This window comes from Elusimicrobiota bacterium (assembly GCA_026388075.1).
Lineage (GTDB): Bacteria > Elusimicrobiota > Endomicrobiia > Endomicrobiales > JAPLKN01 > JAPLKN01.
In genome coordinates this window covers 1-15,063 of the sequence record JAPLKN010000124.1, presented here as the reverse complement: position 1 = coordinate 15,063, position 15,063 = coordinate 1, and the positions used below count along the sequence as shown (strand labels likewise).

Sequence of the window (15,063 nt, the reverse complement as noted above, 5' to 3'; positions counted from 1 at the left end):
GCGGAATATAAGAAATAAAAAGCGCTCTTTTGCTCTTCAGCTCTACTGCTCTTAAGTTTTTATAAGGCCTTTTTAGCAAAAGAACTATAGAGCAGAAGAACAAGAGAACGAAGTTAAAGGAGTTAGCGTGTTTAAAAAAATTCAGCACATTCATTTTGTCGGTATAGGCGGATCGGGGATGTCAGGTATAGCCGAGGTGCTTGTTAATCTTGGCTATAAAGTTTCAGGTTCTGACCTTAAAAAAACAGACGTGACAGATCACTTGAAAAAACTGGGCGCGAAAATAAACATCGGCCATAAGGCGGAAAATATCCTAGGATCAAATGTCGTTGTTACATCAACGGCCGTTGATGTAACGAACCCTGAAGTTATAGCGGCAGAAAAAGAAAAAATTCCCGTTATACCAAGGATAGAGATGCTTGCAGAACTGGCAAGGCTTAAATACGCTATAACAATTGCCGGGACTCACGGGAAAACAACAACAACTTCTTTAACTTCCTTAGTTTTGGCCAAGGGCGGGCTTGACCCTACTATGGTTATCGGAGGGAGATTTAAAAATATAAAAAGCGGGGCAAAGCTGGGCAAAGGCGAGTATCTAGTGGCGGAAGCCGATGAGTCCGACGGATCATTTTTAAAACTTTCTCCGACTATTGCCGTTATAACTAATATTGATAACGACCATTTAGATTACTACAAAACATTAGAAAATATCAAGAAGGCTTTTGTAGAGCATATCAATAGCGTTCCATTTTACGGTTGCGATATTGTTTGCTGGGACGACCCTAATATAAGAGAAATCGCTCCCAAGATAAAGCGGCGTTATATTACTTACGGTTTAAAAGATAATCCGAATTTTACCGCAAAAGATATTAGAACTAAAGGCTGGGGCTATTCATTTGAAGTCTTTAAAGACGGCAAGAAACTGGGGGCTATTAAACTAAATATTCCCGGGCTTCATAATGTATTAAATTCTCTTGCCGCAATTGCCGTAGGATGTGAGCTCGGGATTCCTTTTAGCAAAATATCTTTAGCGCTGGAAGAATTCGCGGGTGTCGGAAGAAGGCTTGAAATAAAGGGTGACAAAAATGGAGTTCTGATTATTGACGACTATGGCCACCATCCAACCGAAATAAAAGCAACAATTGCTGCTATAAAAAGCAACTGGCCCGATCGGCGTTTGATAACGCTTTTTCAACCGCATAGATATACCCGTACGGCAAATTTGTATGAAGATTTTGCTGAAGCTTTAAAAAGTTCTGAAGAAATAAGGCTTCTTCAGATTTATCCCGCAGGCGAAAAGCCCATTGAAGGTGTTTCAAGCAGTTTGATTTACAATTCAATGAAAAGCAACGGGAAAAATGCGCAGTATTTCAAAGACTCTGATTCATTGATAAAAGAAATTAGGTCCGGCGATATTATACTTACGCTTGGCGCCGGCGATGTATGGAAAATAGGAGAAGAAATATTAGAAAAGATTTAGCCTCCCAAATCTCGTCAATAGTTTCAAGCCTGAAACTTGATGAGCCTCTCAAAAAGCACACTACCTTCAAGATCGGGGGACCCGCAAGATATTTTGTTGAAGCAGCCAATAAAAAAGAAATCCAAAATTTATGGAATTTTACGCATAAAGAACGGCTTCCTTTATTTGTTTTAGGAGGAGGTTCTAACATCTTAGTGAGCGACCGCGGATTTGACGGTGTGGTGGTTCGTTTGACGGGCGAATTTAAAGATTTTGTTTTCCAAGCAGAAAAATTAGTTGCCGGCTGCGGAGTGAGTTTAGCAAAGATAGTAAACGAATGTGTTCAGCGGGGCCTTTCTGGGATTGAATATCTTGCGGGAATTCCCGGCACTCTAGGCGGCGCAATTGTGGGAAATGCCGGTTCAAGTGATGCATGGATCGAAGATATAATAAATTCCGTTAAAGCCATAAATGAAAACGGCCAAATTGCGGAAATTTTGAAAAAGGACATATTATTTCGTTATCGAGTAACAAATTTAGAAAAAAAGGTCCTTCTTGAGTCGACTTTAAACTTGAAAAAGAGCACAAAAAATGATATTGTTAAAAAAATAAAAGAAAATACTGATCGTCGGCTTGAAAGCCAGCCGATTGAAAGCTGGAATGCAGGCAGTATTTTTAAAAATCCTCAAGGCGATTATGCCGGAAGACTGATAGAACAGGCAGGCCTTAAGGGATTGAAGTTCGGCGGTGCAAAAATTTCTGAAAAACACGCAAATTTCATTATAAATTCAGGTGACGCAAAGTCGTCAGATGTTCTAGAACTTATAAAAGTAGTTCGACATAAAGTAAAAGAAAAATTCGGAATAGATTTAGAACTTGAAATAAAAATAATTGGTTAACGTCAGTTGTAAGCGGTAAGGGGTAAGTGACTCGTTATACGAGTCATTCCCGAATGATTCTATCGGGAATCTATGGTCTAGTAATTGGATCCCCAATTACTGCCTTTGGGGATGCCCCTTTGGGGCACTTAATCCTTACTGCTTATCCCTTATGACTAAAAGAATGAATATAAAAAATTGGCTTAGAAATAAAAGAATCGGAGTTCTCTACGGAGGAAGTTCGGCGGAAAGAGAGATTTCAATTCTTTCGGGAAAAGCAGTAATAAAAGCGTTAAAAGAGCTGAAAATTAATGCAGTAGGAATAGATGCAGATTCAAATCTCCCTTTCAAATTAAAAAAAAATAAGATTGATTTTGCTTATATAGCGTTGCATGGACCTTTGGGTGAAGACGGAACTGTTCAGGGTTTGCTGGAAGTAATGGGAATACCCTATTCAGGCTGCGGCGTTTTTGCAAGCGCGGTATCTATGGATAAGGTTTACAGCAAAATGATTTTTGATGCCGCAAACATTCCGACGCCTAAGTGGAAAGTTATTGAAAAAGGGGGCTCATATCAGCATTTTTCAAAATTTCCGGTTGTTGTAAAACCTGCGACACAAGGCTCGGCAATCGGCGTTTCAATTGTAGATAAGAAAAAAGATTTGAGCCGGGCAGTAAAAGAAGCGTTTAAGCATGATTCCAAAATTTTGTTGGAATACTATATAGACGGAACCGAAGTTACTGTGGGAATTTTGGGCGAAAAGGCATTGCCTGTTATTGAAATTGTGCCGGCAAACAAATTTTATGATTTTGAATCCAAGTATGCGAAAGGGAAATCCAAGCATATAATTCCGCCTCGGCTGCCGGAAAAAGTAATAAATGACGTGCAAAAAGTAGCTTTAAAAGTTTTTAAAATTCTCGGATGTAAAGCGGTTGCCAGGGTTGACATCATAGTTGACAAAAAATTTAAGCCTTGGATTCTTGAAATCAACACTATTCCCGGAATGACTAAGACGTCTCTTCTTCCGGATGCTGCTAAAGCGGTGGGCCTTGATTTCAAACAACTGGTTTTAAAAATTATAGAGCTTTCTGTCGCAGTTTGAAAAATTTTAATAAAATACAAAATTATGAAAAAGAGCCGTTTTCGCCGAATGTCCGGGCGTAGAATCAGACGATCACGCACTTATGTATTTAGATCAAACTCAAGAAGCGGCAATGCGACAAAAAAACTGGTTAAATTAAGCGCTTTTATAATATTGTTGTGCACTTTGATATACGGTATCGCAAGAGGATGGGGAGCGTTACAGGAATATATTTCCAAAGCAGATATACTTAAAATTGAAAGCATTGAACTCTCCGGCTCAAAAAATGTTTTAAAAGGCGAAATTCTTGCTCTTTTACCGTTTGATATCGGCGATAATATTTTCTCTCAGGATCTAGTAAAGGCAGAAAAAGATGTGCTTAAATTAAGGCCTGAACTGAAAAAAATAAATATCAGACGGGGATTTAAAAAGATAATTATCAAAATACAGGAAAGGATTCCTGTGGGTTTTGTCAATATAAACGGCAAACGCTCAGGAATTGATAGCGGCAATGTGCCGTTTCCGTTAAGGGGTGAGTTTGCCAAGGCAACTCTTCCCGAAATTTCCGCATGGAATGATTTTGACAGAGAAGAAATCCTAGAGTTTATTGAAATATTTTCCGAAAAAGCCGAGGAATATTTTGCGAAAAGCGTTTTGTTCTACTTTGAATCTGTTGATGATGCCGCGGTGAAGCTGAGTGACGGGACAAGGATTATCTGGGGAAAAGTTGAAAAAGACAAGTTTGATATTAAACTAAAAAAAATGAAAGAAGTCCTTGATGACGCCTTAAAACGATTTAATAAAATTGATTATGTCAATTTAAATTATCTTGATTCGGGCAGAGTGCTTGTAAAACCTAAAGGAATTTTTAGCAAACCCCGTGGAAATTATGCTTCAAGCTATACATTTCCGGTAATGTCAAAGTTAGGGAAATGAGTTTATTAGCTAAAATATAATTTAAGTAAAAAATTTTCTTTACGGGGCAGGCAGAATATGGCCGAAAGAATGGCTTTTGGCAAAAATGTTTTCAGAACAACCAGATAAAATTTAAAAGGACAGTTCAACGAGGTGGTTAAAATGTCTAAAGGGCAAGTATTAGCGGGAATTGATATAGGATCAAGCCAGGTGTGCTGTGTGCTGGGGAAAGTCAATGACGGCACCGGCGAGATTGAAATTGTAAGCGGTGCGAAAGTCCCTTCAAAAGGAATAAAAGGCGGGGTAGTAATAAGCATTCAGGAAACTTCTTATGCGATCGGGAAAGCCATAGAAATGGCCGAAGAGCAGGCGAATGAAACAGTGCAGAACATTTGCCTGGGTTTAAGGGGAAGCCACATAGAATCCATGAACGCACACGGCGCAATAAATATTTCGCGTACAGATAAAGAAATCACTCAAGAAGATGTTTTTAGCGCAATTGAAACTGCTAAAGCGGTCCGCCTTTCTCAGGACAGAGAAATCTTAAGCAGTATTCCTCAGGAGTATTCGCTGAACCATCAAAGAGGAGTTCCAAATCCCGTCGGGATGGAAGGGAATTTTCTTGAAGTTGATATTCATATAATAACAGCTTCCTCAAGCCACATTAATAACATCTATAAGGCTACATCCGGGGCGGGATTCAAAGACATATTAAACCAGATGTATGGCCTTGTTGCGGTCGGAAACAGTGTAATAACTCAGGAAGAAAAAGAACTGGGTTGCCTTTTGATTGATTTCGGCGGACTTACAACCGGAATAGCGATATATTCGGAAGGCAGTATACGCTTTTCAAAAGAGCTTCAGGTCGGCTCGGATTTTATTACGCGTGATATTTCTCACGGGCTCAGAACCTCAATGACTTCAGCGCAGGATATTAAAGAAAAATACGGCATTGCGATGGCAAACCTTTTGGATACGGATATAAAATTTGATTATAAAGGCGTTGACGGAAGAACAGTGCGCGAAACTTCAAGACGACAGCTGATTGAAATGATACAGCCGAGGCTTGACCAGATTTTTGTTATGATTGATGATGAAATAAGAAAATCCAACTATGCCGATGCGATTATTCCCGGCGAAGTGATTATTACCGGCGGCGGGGCAAAACTTGAAGGGATTATACCCGCTGCGGAACAAGCGTTAAACTGTTCCGCTAGAGTCGGTTTGCCGCAGGATTTAAGAGGAAATGATAAAATACTGGGTGACACAACGTATGCCACAGCAATCGGCCTTTTGAACGAAGAAATAAACTTAAACGGAGGATACGTGCCGAATTTCGTTAAAGGGTCTACATTCATTGAAGGCATAAAAGAATGGTTTGAGAGGACATTTTAATTATGGCTAAAATCACTCATCCAAAATACTCAGGGCCGGCAAGCATAAAAGTGTTAGGCGTGGGCGGCGGAGGCTCAAACGCAGTGAATAGAATGATAGAAGCGGGCTTAAACGGTGTTGAGTTTATTGCAATGAATACCGACGTGCAGGCGCTTAGAATATCTAAGGCGCCGGTGCGCGTTCAAATAGGGGAGATGATTTCTCAAGGATTGGGAGTAGGGGGAAATCCTTCCTTAGGGCAAAAATCTGCTGAGGAAAGCAGGGAACGCATAAAAGGAATGCTTGAAGGAACTCAGATGGTTTTTGTTACCGCGGGTATGGGAGGCGGAACGGGAACAGGAGCGGCACCCGTTGTAGCTTCTATCGCGCGTTCTTTAGGAATATTGACGGTAGGCGTGGTGACAAAACCTTTTGATTTTGAAGGAATAATAAGGTTGCAGCAGGCAGAGGAAGGAATAAGAAACATAAGGAATTTTACCGATACGCTTGTCGTCATTCCCAATCAGAAAATATTTAAAATAATTGATGACAAGACCCCTGTTACTGATGCATTCAGGACAGTTGACGATGTTTTAAGGCAGGCGGTTCAATCCATTACTGATGTTATAAACCAGACCGGTGAGATTAATGTTGATTTTGCCGATGTGCGGACTATTATGCAGGGAGCCGGTGAAGCCCTGATGGGTATTGGGGAAAGTTCCGGCCCTACAAGAGCGATGGACGCGGCTCAAAAAGCTATAAACAGCCCTTTGCTGGACGATGTTTCTATTGACGGGGCGAAAGGAATACTGATAAATATCACAGGATCAAACAATATTTCGCTTTTTGAGGTTCAAGACGCAATAAATCTTATTAAAGATGCCGGTTCTCCCAGGGCCCACGTATTTTACGGGCAGGTTATAGATCCCAATTACGGAGATAAAATCAAAATTACGGTAATTGCCACGGGATTTCCTGCGCGCAGAGGAATCAGGGCTCACACAACTAAGCCGCAGGTAACTAAGGGAGAAAATCCCATAGACGTAAATAAGCCGGCATATCTAAACTGGAATATACAGAAATTAAAATAAGTTTACATAAAGATAATCTACGGGGTTCACCCCGTTAGAAACAGTAAAACGATAAGAAGAAGTGATAAAACTACTTAGATTGGCAAATTGCGTCTTTTTCGCAATTTTTTCAACAAACAAACGTTAGGCTATTGTGATGGGGTTCACCCCGTTAGAAATAGAGAGACGTAAGAAGAAGTAACAACTGTACAGATTAGTAAAGTTCGCTTTTTCGTAGTTTTTTTAAATAAACAAACGTTAGGCTATTTGTGATGGGGTTCACCCCGTTAGAAATAGAGAGACATAAGAAGAAGTAACAACTGTATAGATTAGTAAAATTCTGCTTTTTCGCAGTTTTTAAATAAACAAACGTTAGGCTATTTCTAACGGGGTAAAGGGGAAAAAAATGGAAATACTGCCTCTGCTTCAAGAGTTGAGAAACAAAAAGGCTTCAGATTTACACATAAGGGCTAACGGCCCGTCTTATCTGCGAATAGACGGCGAGCTGATATCTCTTAATAAAACTTTTTCGGCAGATGAAACCAGCGCAATTGCGCAAAGCCTTATGAACGAAGAGAGAAAAAGCATATTCAGGGTACGGCACGAAGTTGACATGGCTTTAAACTTCAATGATCTGGGACGGTTCAGAATTAATGCTTTTACACAAAGAGGAATGGTGAATATGGCTTTCCGCTATATTCCTTCAAATATACCGAACTTGAAAGATCTTAAATTGCCGCAGGCCATTGAAAAAATTTCGGAAAATAGACGGGGCCTTGTGCTAGTTACAGGAACAACCGGCTGCGGAAAATCAACAACGCTTGCTTCAATGATTGACCATATCAATTCTACTCATTCGGCAAACATAATAACTATTGAAGACCCGATAGAGTTTGTGCATGCGGACAAAAAAGCAATATTCAGCCAGAGGGAACTTGGCACTGACACTCTTACTTATTTTGACGCTTTGAGAAATGTTGTAAGACAGGATCCTGACGTTATTTTAGTCGGAGAAATGCGCGACCTTGAAACCGTTTCAACTGCCATAACTGCCGCGCAAACAGGGCATCTGGTGTTATCAACAATTCATACGATTGACGCTATTCAGACAGTTACTAGAATAATAGATTTGTTTCCGCCTCACCAGCAGAACCAGGCAAGGCTGATATTGGCCGATACACTTAAGGCGGTAATATCACAAAGACTGCTCCCTCATGCATCGGGAGTCGGACGGGTTCCCGCAGTTGAAGTTCTTGTTGTTAACGGGATAATAAAAAAACTTATTGAAGACAGCAAGCTGAGCGAGGTGTTATCGCAGATGAAGCAGGGCCAGTACTACGGAATGCAGACATTTAACCAGGCTCTGGTCGGGCTTTTAAGAGCAAACGAGATAAAACTTGAAGACGCTTTGCTGGCTTCTGCCAATCCCGAAGAGATAAAGCTTGCGATAAGGGGAATTCAGTCAAGCTCGGAAGATGCGATGAATTTTATTGAACGCCAGCCGAAGATTTAGTAATAAAAGCGTTCTTATGCTCTTTTGTTCTTTAGCTCTTTTGCTGACTCCATGCTTTAGTAACATAAAGGCAGTTAAAAAATGATTGCTGGTTACTGGTTGCGGGTAACTGAAAAAATGTGGCAAATAAAAAATGATATTTTCTCGGATGATAAGTTTTTTTACAGAAATCTCGTAACGACAAAGAAGCTCGGGAACCTAAAAGACGATAATTTAAGAAAAATATTTTGTTCGCAATATTCTATAGATTTTGGTTCTTTAACAACAGCCGAGCAGGTTCATGATAACAAAGTCGCTGTAGTAAATGAAAATAACAAAGGACAGAAAATAGCTCTTTGTGACGGATTGATAACAAATTGCCTGAACTTGCCTTTGGCGATTTTTACCGCCGACTGCATCCCGATTTTTTTAAGTTCAAAAAGCGTTCCGGTGATCGGGATAATACATGCGGGATGGCGGGGATTAGAAAAAAAGATCATTGAAGAGGCAATAAAGATATTTATTGAAGATTTCAAAGTTCACCCGAAAGATATTTTTGCAACATTAGGCCCGCATATACAGAAATGCTGCTATGAAGTTTCAAAAGAGCTTAAAAGTATTTTTGGATTGAATGAAAAGGAAAATAAATTAAATCTATCTTCAGTAGCAGTTAAGCAGTTAAAAGAAGCGGGTGTTAAAAAAATATCATTGAATAAACATTGCACTTGCCACGAGCCGGATATGTTTTTTTCATATAGAAGGGAAAAAACCGCAAGCCGTATGATGTCTTTGGCTGTAATTGAAAAAATAAATGAGGCGAAAAAATGAACTTAGAAAAAATTCGTAACGAAATTGACAAAGTAGACAAAGATATTTTGGACATGCTTAATAAAAGGGCTTTTTTGGCAAAAAATATCGGAAAGCTGAAATCCGAAGCCGGAATGGATTTTTATGTTCCTCACAGGGAAAAAAAGATTATCCTTGGGCTTGCAAGAAAAAATAGGGGTTTGCTTTCTTCTTCCGCGATTGAGTCAATATACCAGGAAATATTTAATGTATGCCGCTCTTTGGAATCGCGCCTGAAAATTGCTTTTTTTGGCCCTGAAGGAACTTTTACCCACCAGGCAGCATTAAAAAATTTCGGTTCAACCTCAAAATATATACCGGTAAAATCAATTGCGGATGTTTTCAATGAAGTTGAAAAAGACAGGGTTAACTACGGCGTGGTTCCGATTGAAAATTCTACCGAAGGAGTGGTTAATCATACTTTGGATATGTTCATAGAATCGGATCTTGTTATCTGCGCTGAAATAAGCATGCAGATAGAGCAGTGCCTTCTATCCGTTTCAGGAAAGAAAAAGGACATTAAAAAAATATATTCTTTTCCCCAGGCAGTGGCTCAATGCAGGAACTGGCTTGAAGCAAATATGCCGAATGTCCCTGTTATAGAAGTTGCATCTACTTCAGAGGCCGCTAAACGGGCTTCAAAAGAAAAAGGAAGCGCAGCCATAGCTTCAAAAGCAGCGGTAACGCTTTATAATCTTGAAATTATTGAAAGAGGTATTGAAGATATAAAAGAAAACTACACAAGATTTTTGGTTATAGGAAAAAAACCTGCCCAGCATTCCGGGCATGATAAGACATCCATATTATTTTCGGTTAAAGACAAGGTGGGAGTATTGCACGATATGCTGGCTCCGTTTAAGAAAAATAAGATAAACCTTACCAAAATAGAGTCCCGTCCTACCAAAAAGCGGGCATGGGAATATATCTTTTTTATTGATTTTCTAGGGCACACTTCAGAAAAAAAAGTTGAGAAAGCTTTAGAAGAACTTTCTAAACACTGTGTGTTTATGAAAATTTTGGGGTCCTACCCAAAGGCGGAATAAACGACAGGTTGAGAGTGAGCCCCCCGCTGTTTTGCGTCCCCACAGTTTTTTACAAAAACTAAGCGTGGGGACTAGCGCAAAACAAGGCGCAGGGGCAGACAGGTTAAGGTTAAGTAATTAAATGAAAGCGTTTTTTCTCAAACTTGACCTTTAGGTCTGTCTTTTTTTGAGCAGAGTTAAATAGGGCTTACTGAAAAATAAAACTAATGATTGAATTATTAATAAGTTATACGAAAAAAAAGAACTTAGAAGTGAACGGTTTTAACGCGCATTTCATCAAAAAACTTGCACTTTTTGTTACGAAAATATTTTTCATTAAGCCCTTGATGGTTCGGCTTCGCTCACCATCCTGAGTTTATCGAAGGATTACACAGATAACGGCAAGATCACACCGATTCACCGTCAATCATAATCTGTGTAATCAATTCTGTAATCAGTGTCCGCCCTAGTCGCCGCGCCTGCCGGCGGGCAGGGATCAGCCTTGGGCTGATAATCAAGGGTCTGATATGTTTTTCAGCAGACCCTAAATAATTTCGCTAAAAGTGGAGAAGTGGAGCCCCGCCGACAGTAGTCGGCCGGACCTGCTCCACCTTCGGCGGAATCCCCGCCCGCCGGCGAGGCAGGCGCCGAAGCATCCACCTGCGCTAATCCTGTCATCAATAACCGCGGCTCTCCGCCGCATTGCTGACACAGCTTTGGTGGATACCCTTTTCGCATTTCCGCCCAAAAGGCGGATCTGCCTTGGGCATGACATCCGCCAACAGGAGTTGGCGGCATTCTGCGAAGGCGGGTAAAATATATGGAAAAAATAAAATTTAATATCAAAGACATGATACGCCCCTGCTGCGAAGATTTTGAACCCTACATCGCAGGTAAGCCCGTTGAAACTATCAAACGCGAGCTGGGGCTTAAGAAAGTAATAAAACTGGCATCTAATGAAAATCCTCTCGGGCCTTCAAAGAAAGCTAAGGATGCCGTAAAAAAGGCTGTCAACGAACTGTATTTTTATCCTGATTCCAATGCATGGAATCTCAAATCGGCAATTTCCAAAAAATTCAAAATAAAAACGGAAAACATTACTTTAGGCGCCGGTTCAGATGAACTGATTGAAATTATATCGGAAGTTTTTTTTAAACCTACCGATGAAGTCATCGTTTCCGAACATGCGTTTATTCAGTACAAAAGGGCAGGAAGGCTTATGGATTCAAAGGTTATTTCTGTCCCTATGAAAGAATTAAGACATGATATTATTTCAATGGCTAACGCAGTAGGGCCGAATACTAAGGCTATATTCATAGCAAATCCGAACAATCCCACGGGAACTTATAATACAAAGGATGAATTTAATGAATTTTTAAATATTGTAAAACAAAAAGCAATATTTAATCTGCCTATCACTATAATGGATGAGGCATATTACGAATATGCAAGGCTTGAGAAAGACTATCCCGAAACGTTCGGATACCTGGCAGACTGGCCTAATTTAATAATCTTAAGAACTTTTTCAAAAATATACGGACTTGCCGGTTTAAGGATAGGATATGCTTTTGCTTCAAAAGGGATCGTATCCTATATGGAACGGGTGCGGCCGCCGTTCAATATTAATTCGCTTGCTCAAGTTGCGGCAATAAAAAGCCTGGAAGATAGCACTCAAGTCACAAAAAGTATTTCACTTGTGAAAAAAGGAAAAAAATATTTGTATGACCAATTCAAAAAAATGAATATTAAGTTTATTCCTTCCGCAGCTAATTTTATTTTGGTTGATGCCAGCCCTTTAAAGGGAGTTGAAGTTTTTAATTTTCTTCTTAAAGAAGGGATAATAATCAGGGCAATGGATGAATATAAATTTCCGAACCATATAAGGGTAAGCATTGGCCTAAAAGAAGAAAATGAAAAATTCATTGAAGCTTTCAAAAAAATGCAAAAAACTGTCGGAGGAAAATATGTATGATAATCACTCTTAAAAAAGGAACGCCGACTAAAGATATTAATCTTGTAATCAAAAAGATAAAGGCGCTTAAATATATTCCTCACGTGTCGCGTGGTGTTGATGTTACCATTATCGGAATGATTGGGGAAAGAGCGGAACGCTATCGCGAAACCTTTGAATCCATGGATATGGTAGACCATATAAGCGAAATAGAAAAACCGTATAAGCTTGCCAGCCGTGAATTCAAAAAAGATAATACCATAATAAATGTTGACGGTATAAGAATCGGTGGCAAAAAAATTGTCGTTATGGCAGGGCCCTGCGCGGTTGAAAGTAAGTCAAGAGCTTTGGAAACCGCAAGACTTGTAAAAAAAGCGGGCGCGGTGATTTTTAGGGGTGGAGCATTCAAGCCGAGAAGTTCGCCTTATTCGTTTCAGGGGCTGGGCAAGCAGGGGCTAGAATACCTTTTGGCGGTGAGAAAATCTGTCGGGCTTCCGATAGTTAGCGAAGCTATGACTGTTGACCAGATATCTTTAGTTGCCAAATATTGCGACATAATACAGATCGGAGCGCGAAACATTCAAAATTACGATCTGCTTAAAGCTGCCGGCAAACAAAAGAAGCCGGTTCTTTTAAAAAGAGGGATGGCTTCAACTATAAAAGAGCTTCTGCTTTCGGCGGAATATGTTATGGCTCAAGGAAACTACAATGTTATTCTTTGCGAAAGAGGAATAAGGACATTTGAAGATGCAACGCGCTTTACGCTGGATTTAAATGCGGTTCCGGTAATAAAAAAATTTTCGCATCTGCCGGTTATTGTTGACCCTTCCCACGGAATAGGAATACGCGAACATGTGCCGGTGATGGCCAAAGCATCAATCGCGGCCGGGGCGGACGGCCTTATAATTGAAGTTCATCCGAAGCCTGAAGAAGCTTTATCCGACGGCCCGCAAAGCCTTCTTCCGGCACAGTTTTCGCAGCTGATGAAAGAACTTAAACCATTGTCTCGGGCAGTCGGAAGAGATATATAAATGAAAAAAATAGCTATAGTAGGTGTCGGTTTAATAGGCGGAAAGGGGACTGTCCCGATTCTGTGGACTGTCCCCGTATGAAGGAAGTATTATGAAAATGAAAAAGCTCGCAATCATAGGAGTAGGACTGATAGGCGGTTCATTAGGAATGGCTTTGATTAAAAGCCGGAAATACCGTGTTATCGGCGTGGGCCGGCATAAAGAGAAATTAATTTTAGCTAAAAAGTTAAATGCCGTTGATGAATTTACAACCGATTTTTCAAAAGGGGTCTCTTCGGCAGATGTGGTTATAGTTTGCACGCCGGTAGATATAATTGATAAAACGATAAAAAATATATTGCCTTATTTGAAAAAGGGAGCAATTGTTTCTGATGTCGGAAGCGTTAAGGGGAAAGTGCTGGAAAAGGTGAAAACAGTTTTGAAAAATAAAATCGCAAAAAGAAATAATATTTGCTTCATCGGGGCGCATCCCATGGCCGGTTCAGAAAAAACAGGGGTCCGATTTGCTTCAGAAAATTTATTCAAGGATGCCACGGTTGTTTTGGTTAAAGAAAAACTTACAAATCAAGATGCTTTCGCGCAAATTAAAAATATTTGGCAGCTGACCGGAGCGCGCATTAAAATGTTTGACGTAAAAAGCCATGATAAGTCGGTGGCATTGATTAGCCATCTTCCCCATCTAATAGCGTTTAATTTGTGCAATATGGTAAAGAAGCTTAAACAAGCTAAGGATATTTCCAGCCTTTTGGCCGGATCCTTTAAGGATATCACCAGGGTCGCGGATTCAAATCCCCGCGACTGGGCTGCGATATGCAATATGAACAAAGAAGAACTAAAAAAAGCGATAAATATTTTTATTAAATATTTAAACGAAACAAAGAAAAAACTGGGAGATATAAAGGCGCTTGAAAAAATTTATTCTGATGCAAAATCTGCCCGCCTTAAGCTCCTGCAAACAGGAGCTTGATTACACAGATTAGCAAAAGCGATTACACAGATTTTAATATGTCTTTGTTTTATCTGTGTAATCGAAGTTAAAAATCCGTGTAATCAAGAAATCTTCTAAATATGGAATGGACAATTAGACCTGCTTCAAAAATCCAAGGAAAAATTGAAATCCCGGCCGACAAATCTATTACGCATAGAGCAATAATGTTTTCTTCTATTGCTGAAGGCGATTCCAGAATTGAAAACTATCTTCCTGCCGATGACTGCATGCAAACCCTTAAAGCATTTCAGAATCTCGGTGTAAAAATTGAAAAAGATGAAGAGACTCTTTTAATTCACGGAGTCGGCTTAAAAGGATTAAAACCGTTTGAAGGAATAATAGATGCGGGAAACTCTGGAACGACGGCCAGGCTTTTAACAGGGATTCTTTCAGGCCAAGATTTTATATCGCGTATATCTGGAGATGAAAGCCTTTCCCGCCGGCCGATGAAAAGAATAATTGAGCCATTATCAATGATGGGAGTAAAAATTAAGGCAAGAGAAAATAACTTTTTGCCCATTGAAATAGAAGGTAGTTCAAAATTAAGGAAAATAGACTATAAAAGTCCTACTGCAAGCGCGCAGGTAAAATCTTGTATTATTCTTGCAGCTCTTCAAGCTTCGGGAACAAGCAGTATTGAAGAACCGTCCAATTCCAGAAATCATACGGAAATAATGCTTAAGGCAAGAGGAGTGGATATTGAGATTCGCGGAAAGAAGGTAAGTGTTAAAGGCCCTGCAAAAATTAAGGCAATGGATATGCTTGTGCCGTCAGATATTTCTTCGGCAGCATTTTTTATGGTAGCCGCGGCAATTATGCCTGGGTCAAGTTTAGAAATACCTAATGTGGGCGTCAATCCTACACGGGACGGAATGTTAGAAGTTCTAAAAAGTATGAGAGCAAGTATTGAAGTGCGCAACCAAAGAAAAGTATCTGGTGAACCCGTTGCCGATATC

The 15,063-nt window shown here is 40.0% G+C and carries 13 protein-coding genes; all 13 read left to right on the top strand.

Annotation, left to right across the window (positions count from 1 at the left end):
• Window positions 1-127: 127 nt before the first annotated feature.
• Window positions 128-1,480 (top strand): UDP-N-acetylmuramate--L-alanine ligase, encoded by a 1,353-nt coding sequence (murC, locus tag NT145_06685; protein ID MCX5782373.1) that lies wholly within the window; start codon window positions 128-130, stop codon window positions 1,478-1,480.
• Window positions 1,444-2,358 carry a UDP-N-acetylmuramate dehydrogenase gene (gene murB, locus NT145_06680; GenBank protein MCX5782372.1) on the top strand — a complete coding sequence of 305 codons (915 nt, stop codon included), beginning with the start codon at window positions 1,444-1,446 and terminating at the stop codon, window positions 2,356-2,358. Before murC ends, murB begins: the two co-directional genes overlap by 37 nt.
• Window positions 2,359-2,521: 163 nt before the next feature.
• Window positions 2,522-3,439, top strand: coding sequence for a D-alanine--D-alanine ligase (locus NT145_06675; GenBank protein MCX5782371.1), 918 nt, complete (start codon window positions 2,522-2,524; stop codon window positions 3,437-3,439).
• 48 nt (window positions 3,440-3,487) lie between these two features.
• Window positions 3,488-4,354 carry an FtsQ-type POTRA domain-containing protein gene (locus NT145_06670; GenBank protein ID MCX5782370.1) on the top strand — a complete coding sequence of 289 codons (867 nt, stop codon included), beginning with the start codon at window positions 3,488-3,490 and terminating at the stop codon, window positions 4,352-4,354.
• 141 nt (window positions 4,355-4,495) lie between these two features.
• Window positions 4,496-5,728, top strand: a complete 1,233-nt coding sequence (gene ftsA, locus NT145_06665; GenBank protein ID MCX5782369.1) for a cell division protein FtsA — start codon at window positions 4,496-4,498, stop codon at window positions 5,726-5,728.
• Window positions 5,729-5,730: 2 nt separating this feature from the next.
• Window positions 5,731-6,798: a cell division protein FtsZ gene (gene ftsZ, locus NT145_06660; GenBank protein ID MCX5782368.1), complete on the top strand. Its 1,068-nt coding sequence runs from the start codon at window positions 5,731-5,733 to the stop codon at window positions 6,796-6,798.
• Window positions 6,799-7,183: 385 nt separating this feature from the next.
• Complete coding sequence (locus tag NT145_06655) at window positions 7,184-8,290, top strand: PilT/PilU family type 4a pilus ATPase (protein MCX5782367.1); 1,107 nt, start codon at window positions 7,184-7,186, stop codon at window positions 8,288-8,290.
• Between the two features lie 81 nt (window positions 8,291-8,371).
• A complete protein-coding gene (pgeF, locus tag NT145_06650) occupies window positions 8,372-9,097 on the top strand; it encodes a peptidoglycan editing factor PgeF (GenBank protein MCX5782366.1) in 726 nt (241 codons plus the stop codon).
• The gene (gene pheA / locus NT145_06645) at window positions 9,094-10,158 is read left to right on the top strand and encodes a prephenate dehydratase (GenBank protein MCX5782365.1); all 1,065 of its coding nucleotides are present in this window, start codon (window positions 9,094-9,096) and stop codon (window positions 10,156-10,158) included. Before pgeF ends, pheA begins: the two co-directional genes overlap by 4 nt.
• 799 nt (window positions 10,159-10,957) lie before the next feature.
• Window positions 10,958-12,109 carry a histidinol-phosphate transaminase gene (hisC, locus tag NT145_06640; GenBank protein ID MCX5782364.1) on the top strand — a complete coding sequence of 384 codons (1,152 nt, stop codon included), beginning with the start codon at window positions 10,958-10,960 and terminating at the stop codon, window positions 12,107-12,109.
• Entirely contained in the window at window positions 12,106-13,119 is a 1,014-nt protein-coding gene (gene aroF / locus NT145_06635; protein MCX5782363.1) for a 3-deoxy-7-phosphoheptulonate synthase, read from the top strand. The genes hisC and aroF overlap by 4 nt, the downstream gene beginning before the upstream one ends.
• A 97-nt stretch (window positions 13,120-13,216) precedes the next feature.
• Complete coding sequence (locus NT145_06630; GenBank protein ID MCX5782362.1) at window positions 13,217-14,086, top strand: prephenate dehydrogenase/arogenate dehydrogenase family protein; 870 nt, start codon at window positions 13,217-13,219, stop codon at window positions 14,084-14,086.
• A gap of 101 nt (window positions 14,087-14,187) precedes the next feature.
• Window positions 14,188-15,063, top strand: an 876-nt coding sequence (locus NT145_06625) for a 3-phosphoshikimate 1-carboxyvinyltransferase (GenBank protein MCX5782361.1), incomplete at its 3' end; no start/stop codon positions are given.

Bases quoted from the DNA above. Each gene is read 5' to 3' on its own strand.
- murB (MCX5782372.1), top strand. From the start codon at position 1,444: ATGGAAAATAGGAGAAGAAATATTAGAAAAGATTTAGCCTCCCAAATC.
- NT145_06675 (MCX5782371.1), top strand. From the start codon at position 2,522: ATGAATATAAAAAATTGGCTTAGAAATAAAAGAATCGGAGTTCTCTAC.
- NT145_06670 (MCX5782370.1), top strand. From the start codon at position 3,488: ATGTCCGGGCGTAGAATCAGACGATCACGCACTTATGTATTTAGATCA.
- ftsA (MCX5782369.1), top strand. From the start codon at position 4,496: ATGTCTAAAGGGCAAGTATTAGCGGGAATTGATATAGGATCAAGCCAG.
- ftsZ (MCX5782368.1), top strand. From the start codon at position 5,731: ATGGCTAAAATCACTCATCCAAAATACTCAGGGCCGGCAAGCATAAAA.
- NT145_06655 (MCX5782367.1), top strand. From the start codon at position 7,184: ATGGAAATACTGCCTCTGCTTCAAGAGTTGAGAAACAAAAAGGCTTCA.
- pgeF (MCX5782366.1), top strand. From the start codon at position 8,372: ATGATTGCTGGTTACTGGTTGCGGGTAACTGAAAAAATGTGGCAAATA.
- pheA (MCX5782365.1), top strand. From the start codon at position 9,094: ATGAACTTAGAAAAAATTCGTAACGAAATTGACAAAGTAGACAAAGAT.
- hisC (MCX5782364.1), top strand. From the start codon at position 10,958: ATGGAAAAAATAAAATTTAATATCAAAGACATGATACGCCCCTGCTGC.
- aroF (MCX5782363.1), top strand. From the start codon at position 12,106: ATGATAATCACTCTTAAAAAAGGAACGCCGACTAAAGATATTAATCTT.
- NT145_06630 (MCX5782362.1), top strand. From the start codon at position 13,217: ATGAAAAAGCTCGCAATCATAGGAGTAGGACTGATAGGCGGTTCATTA.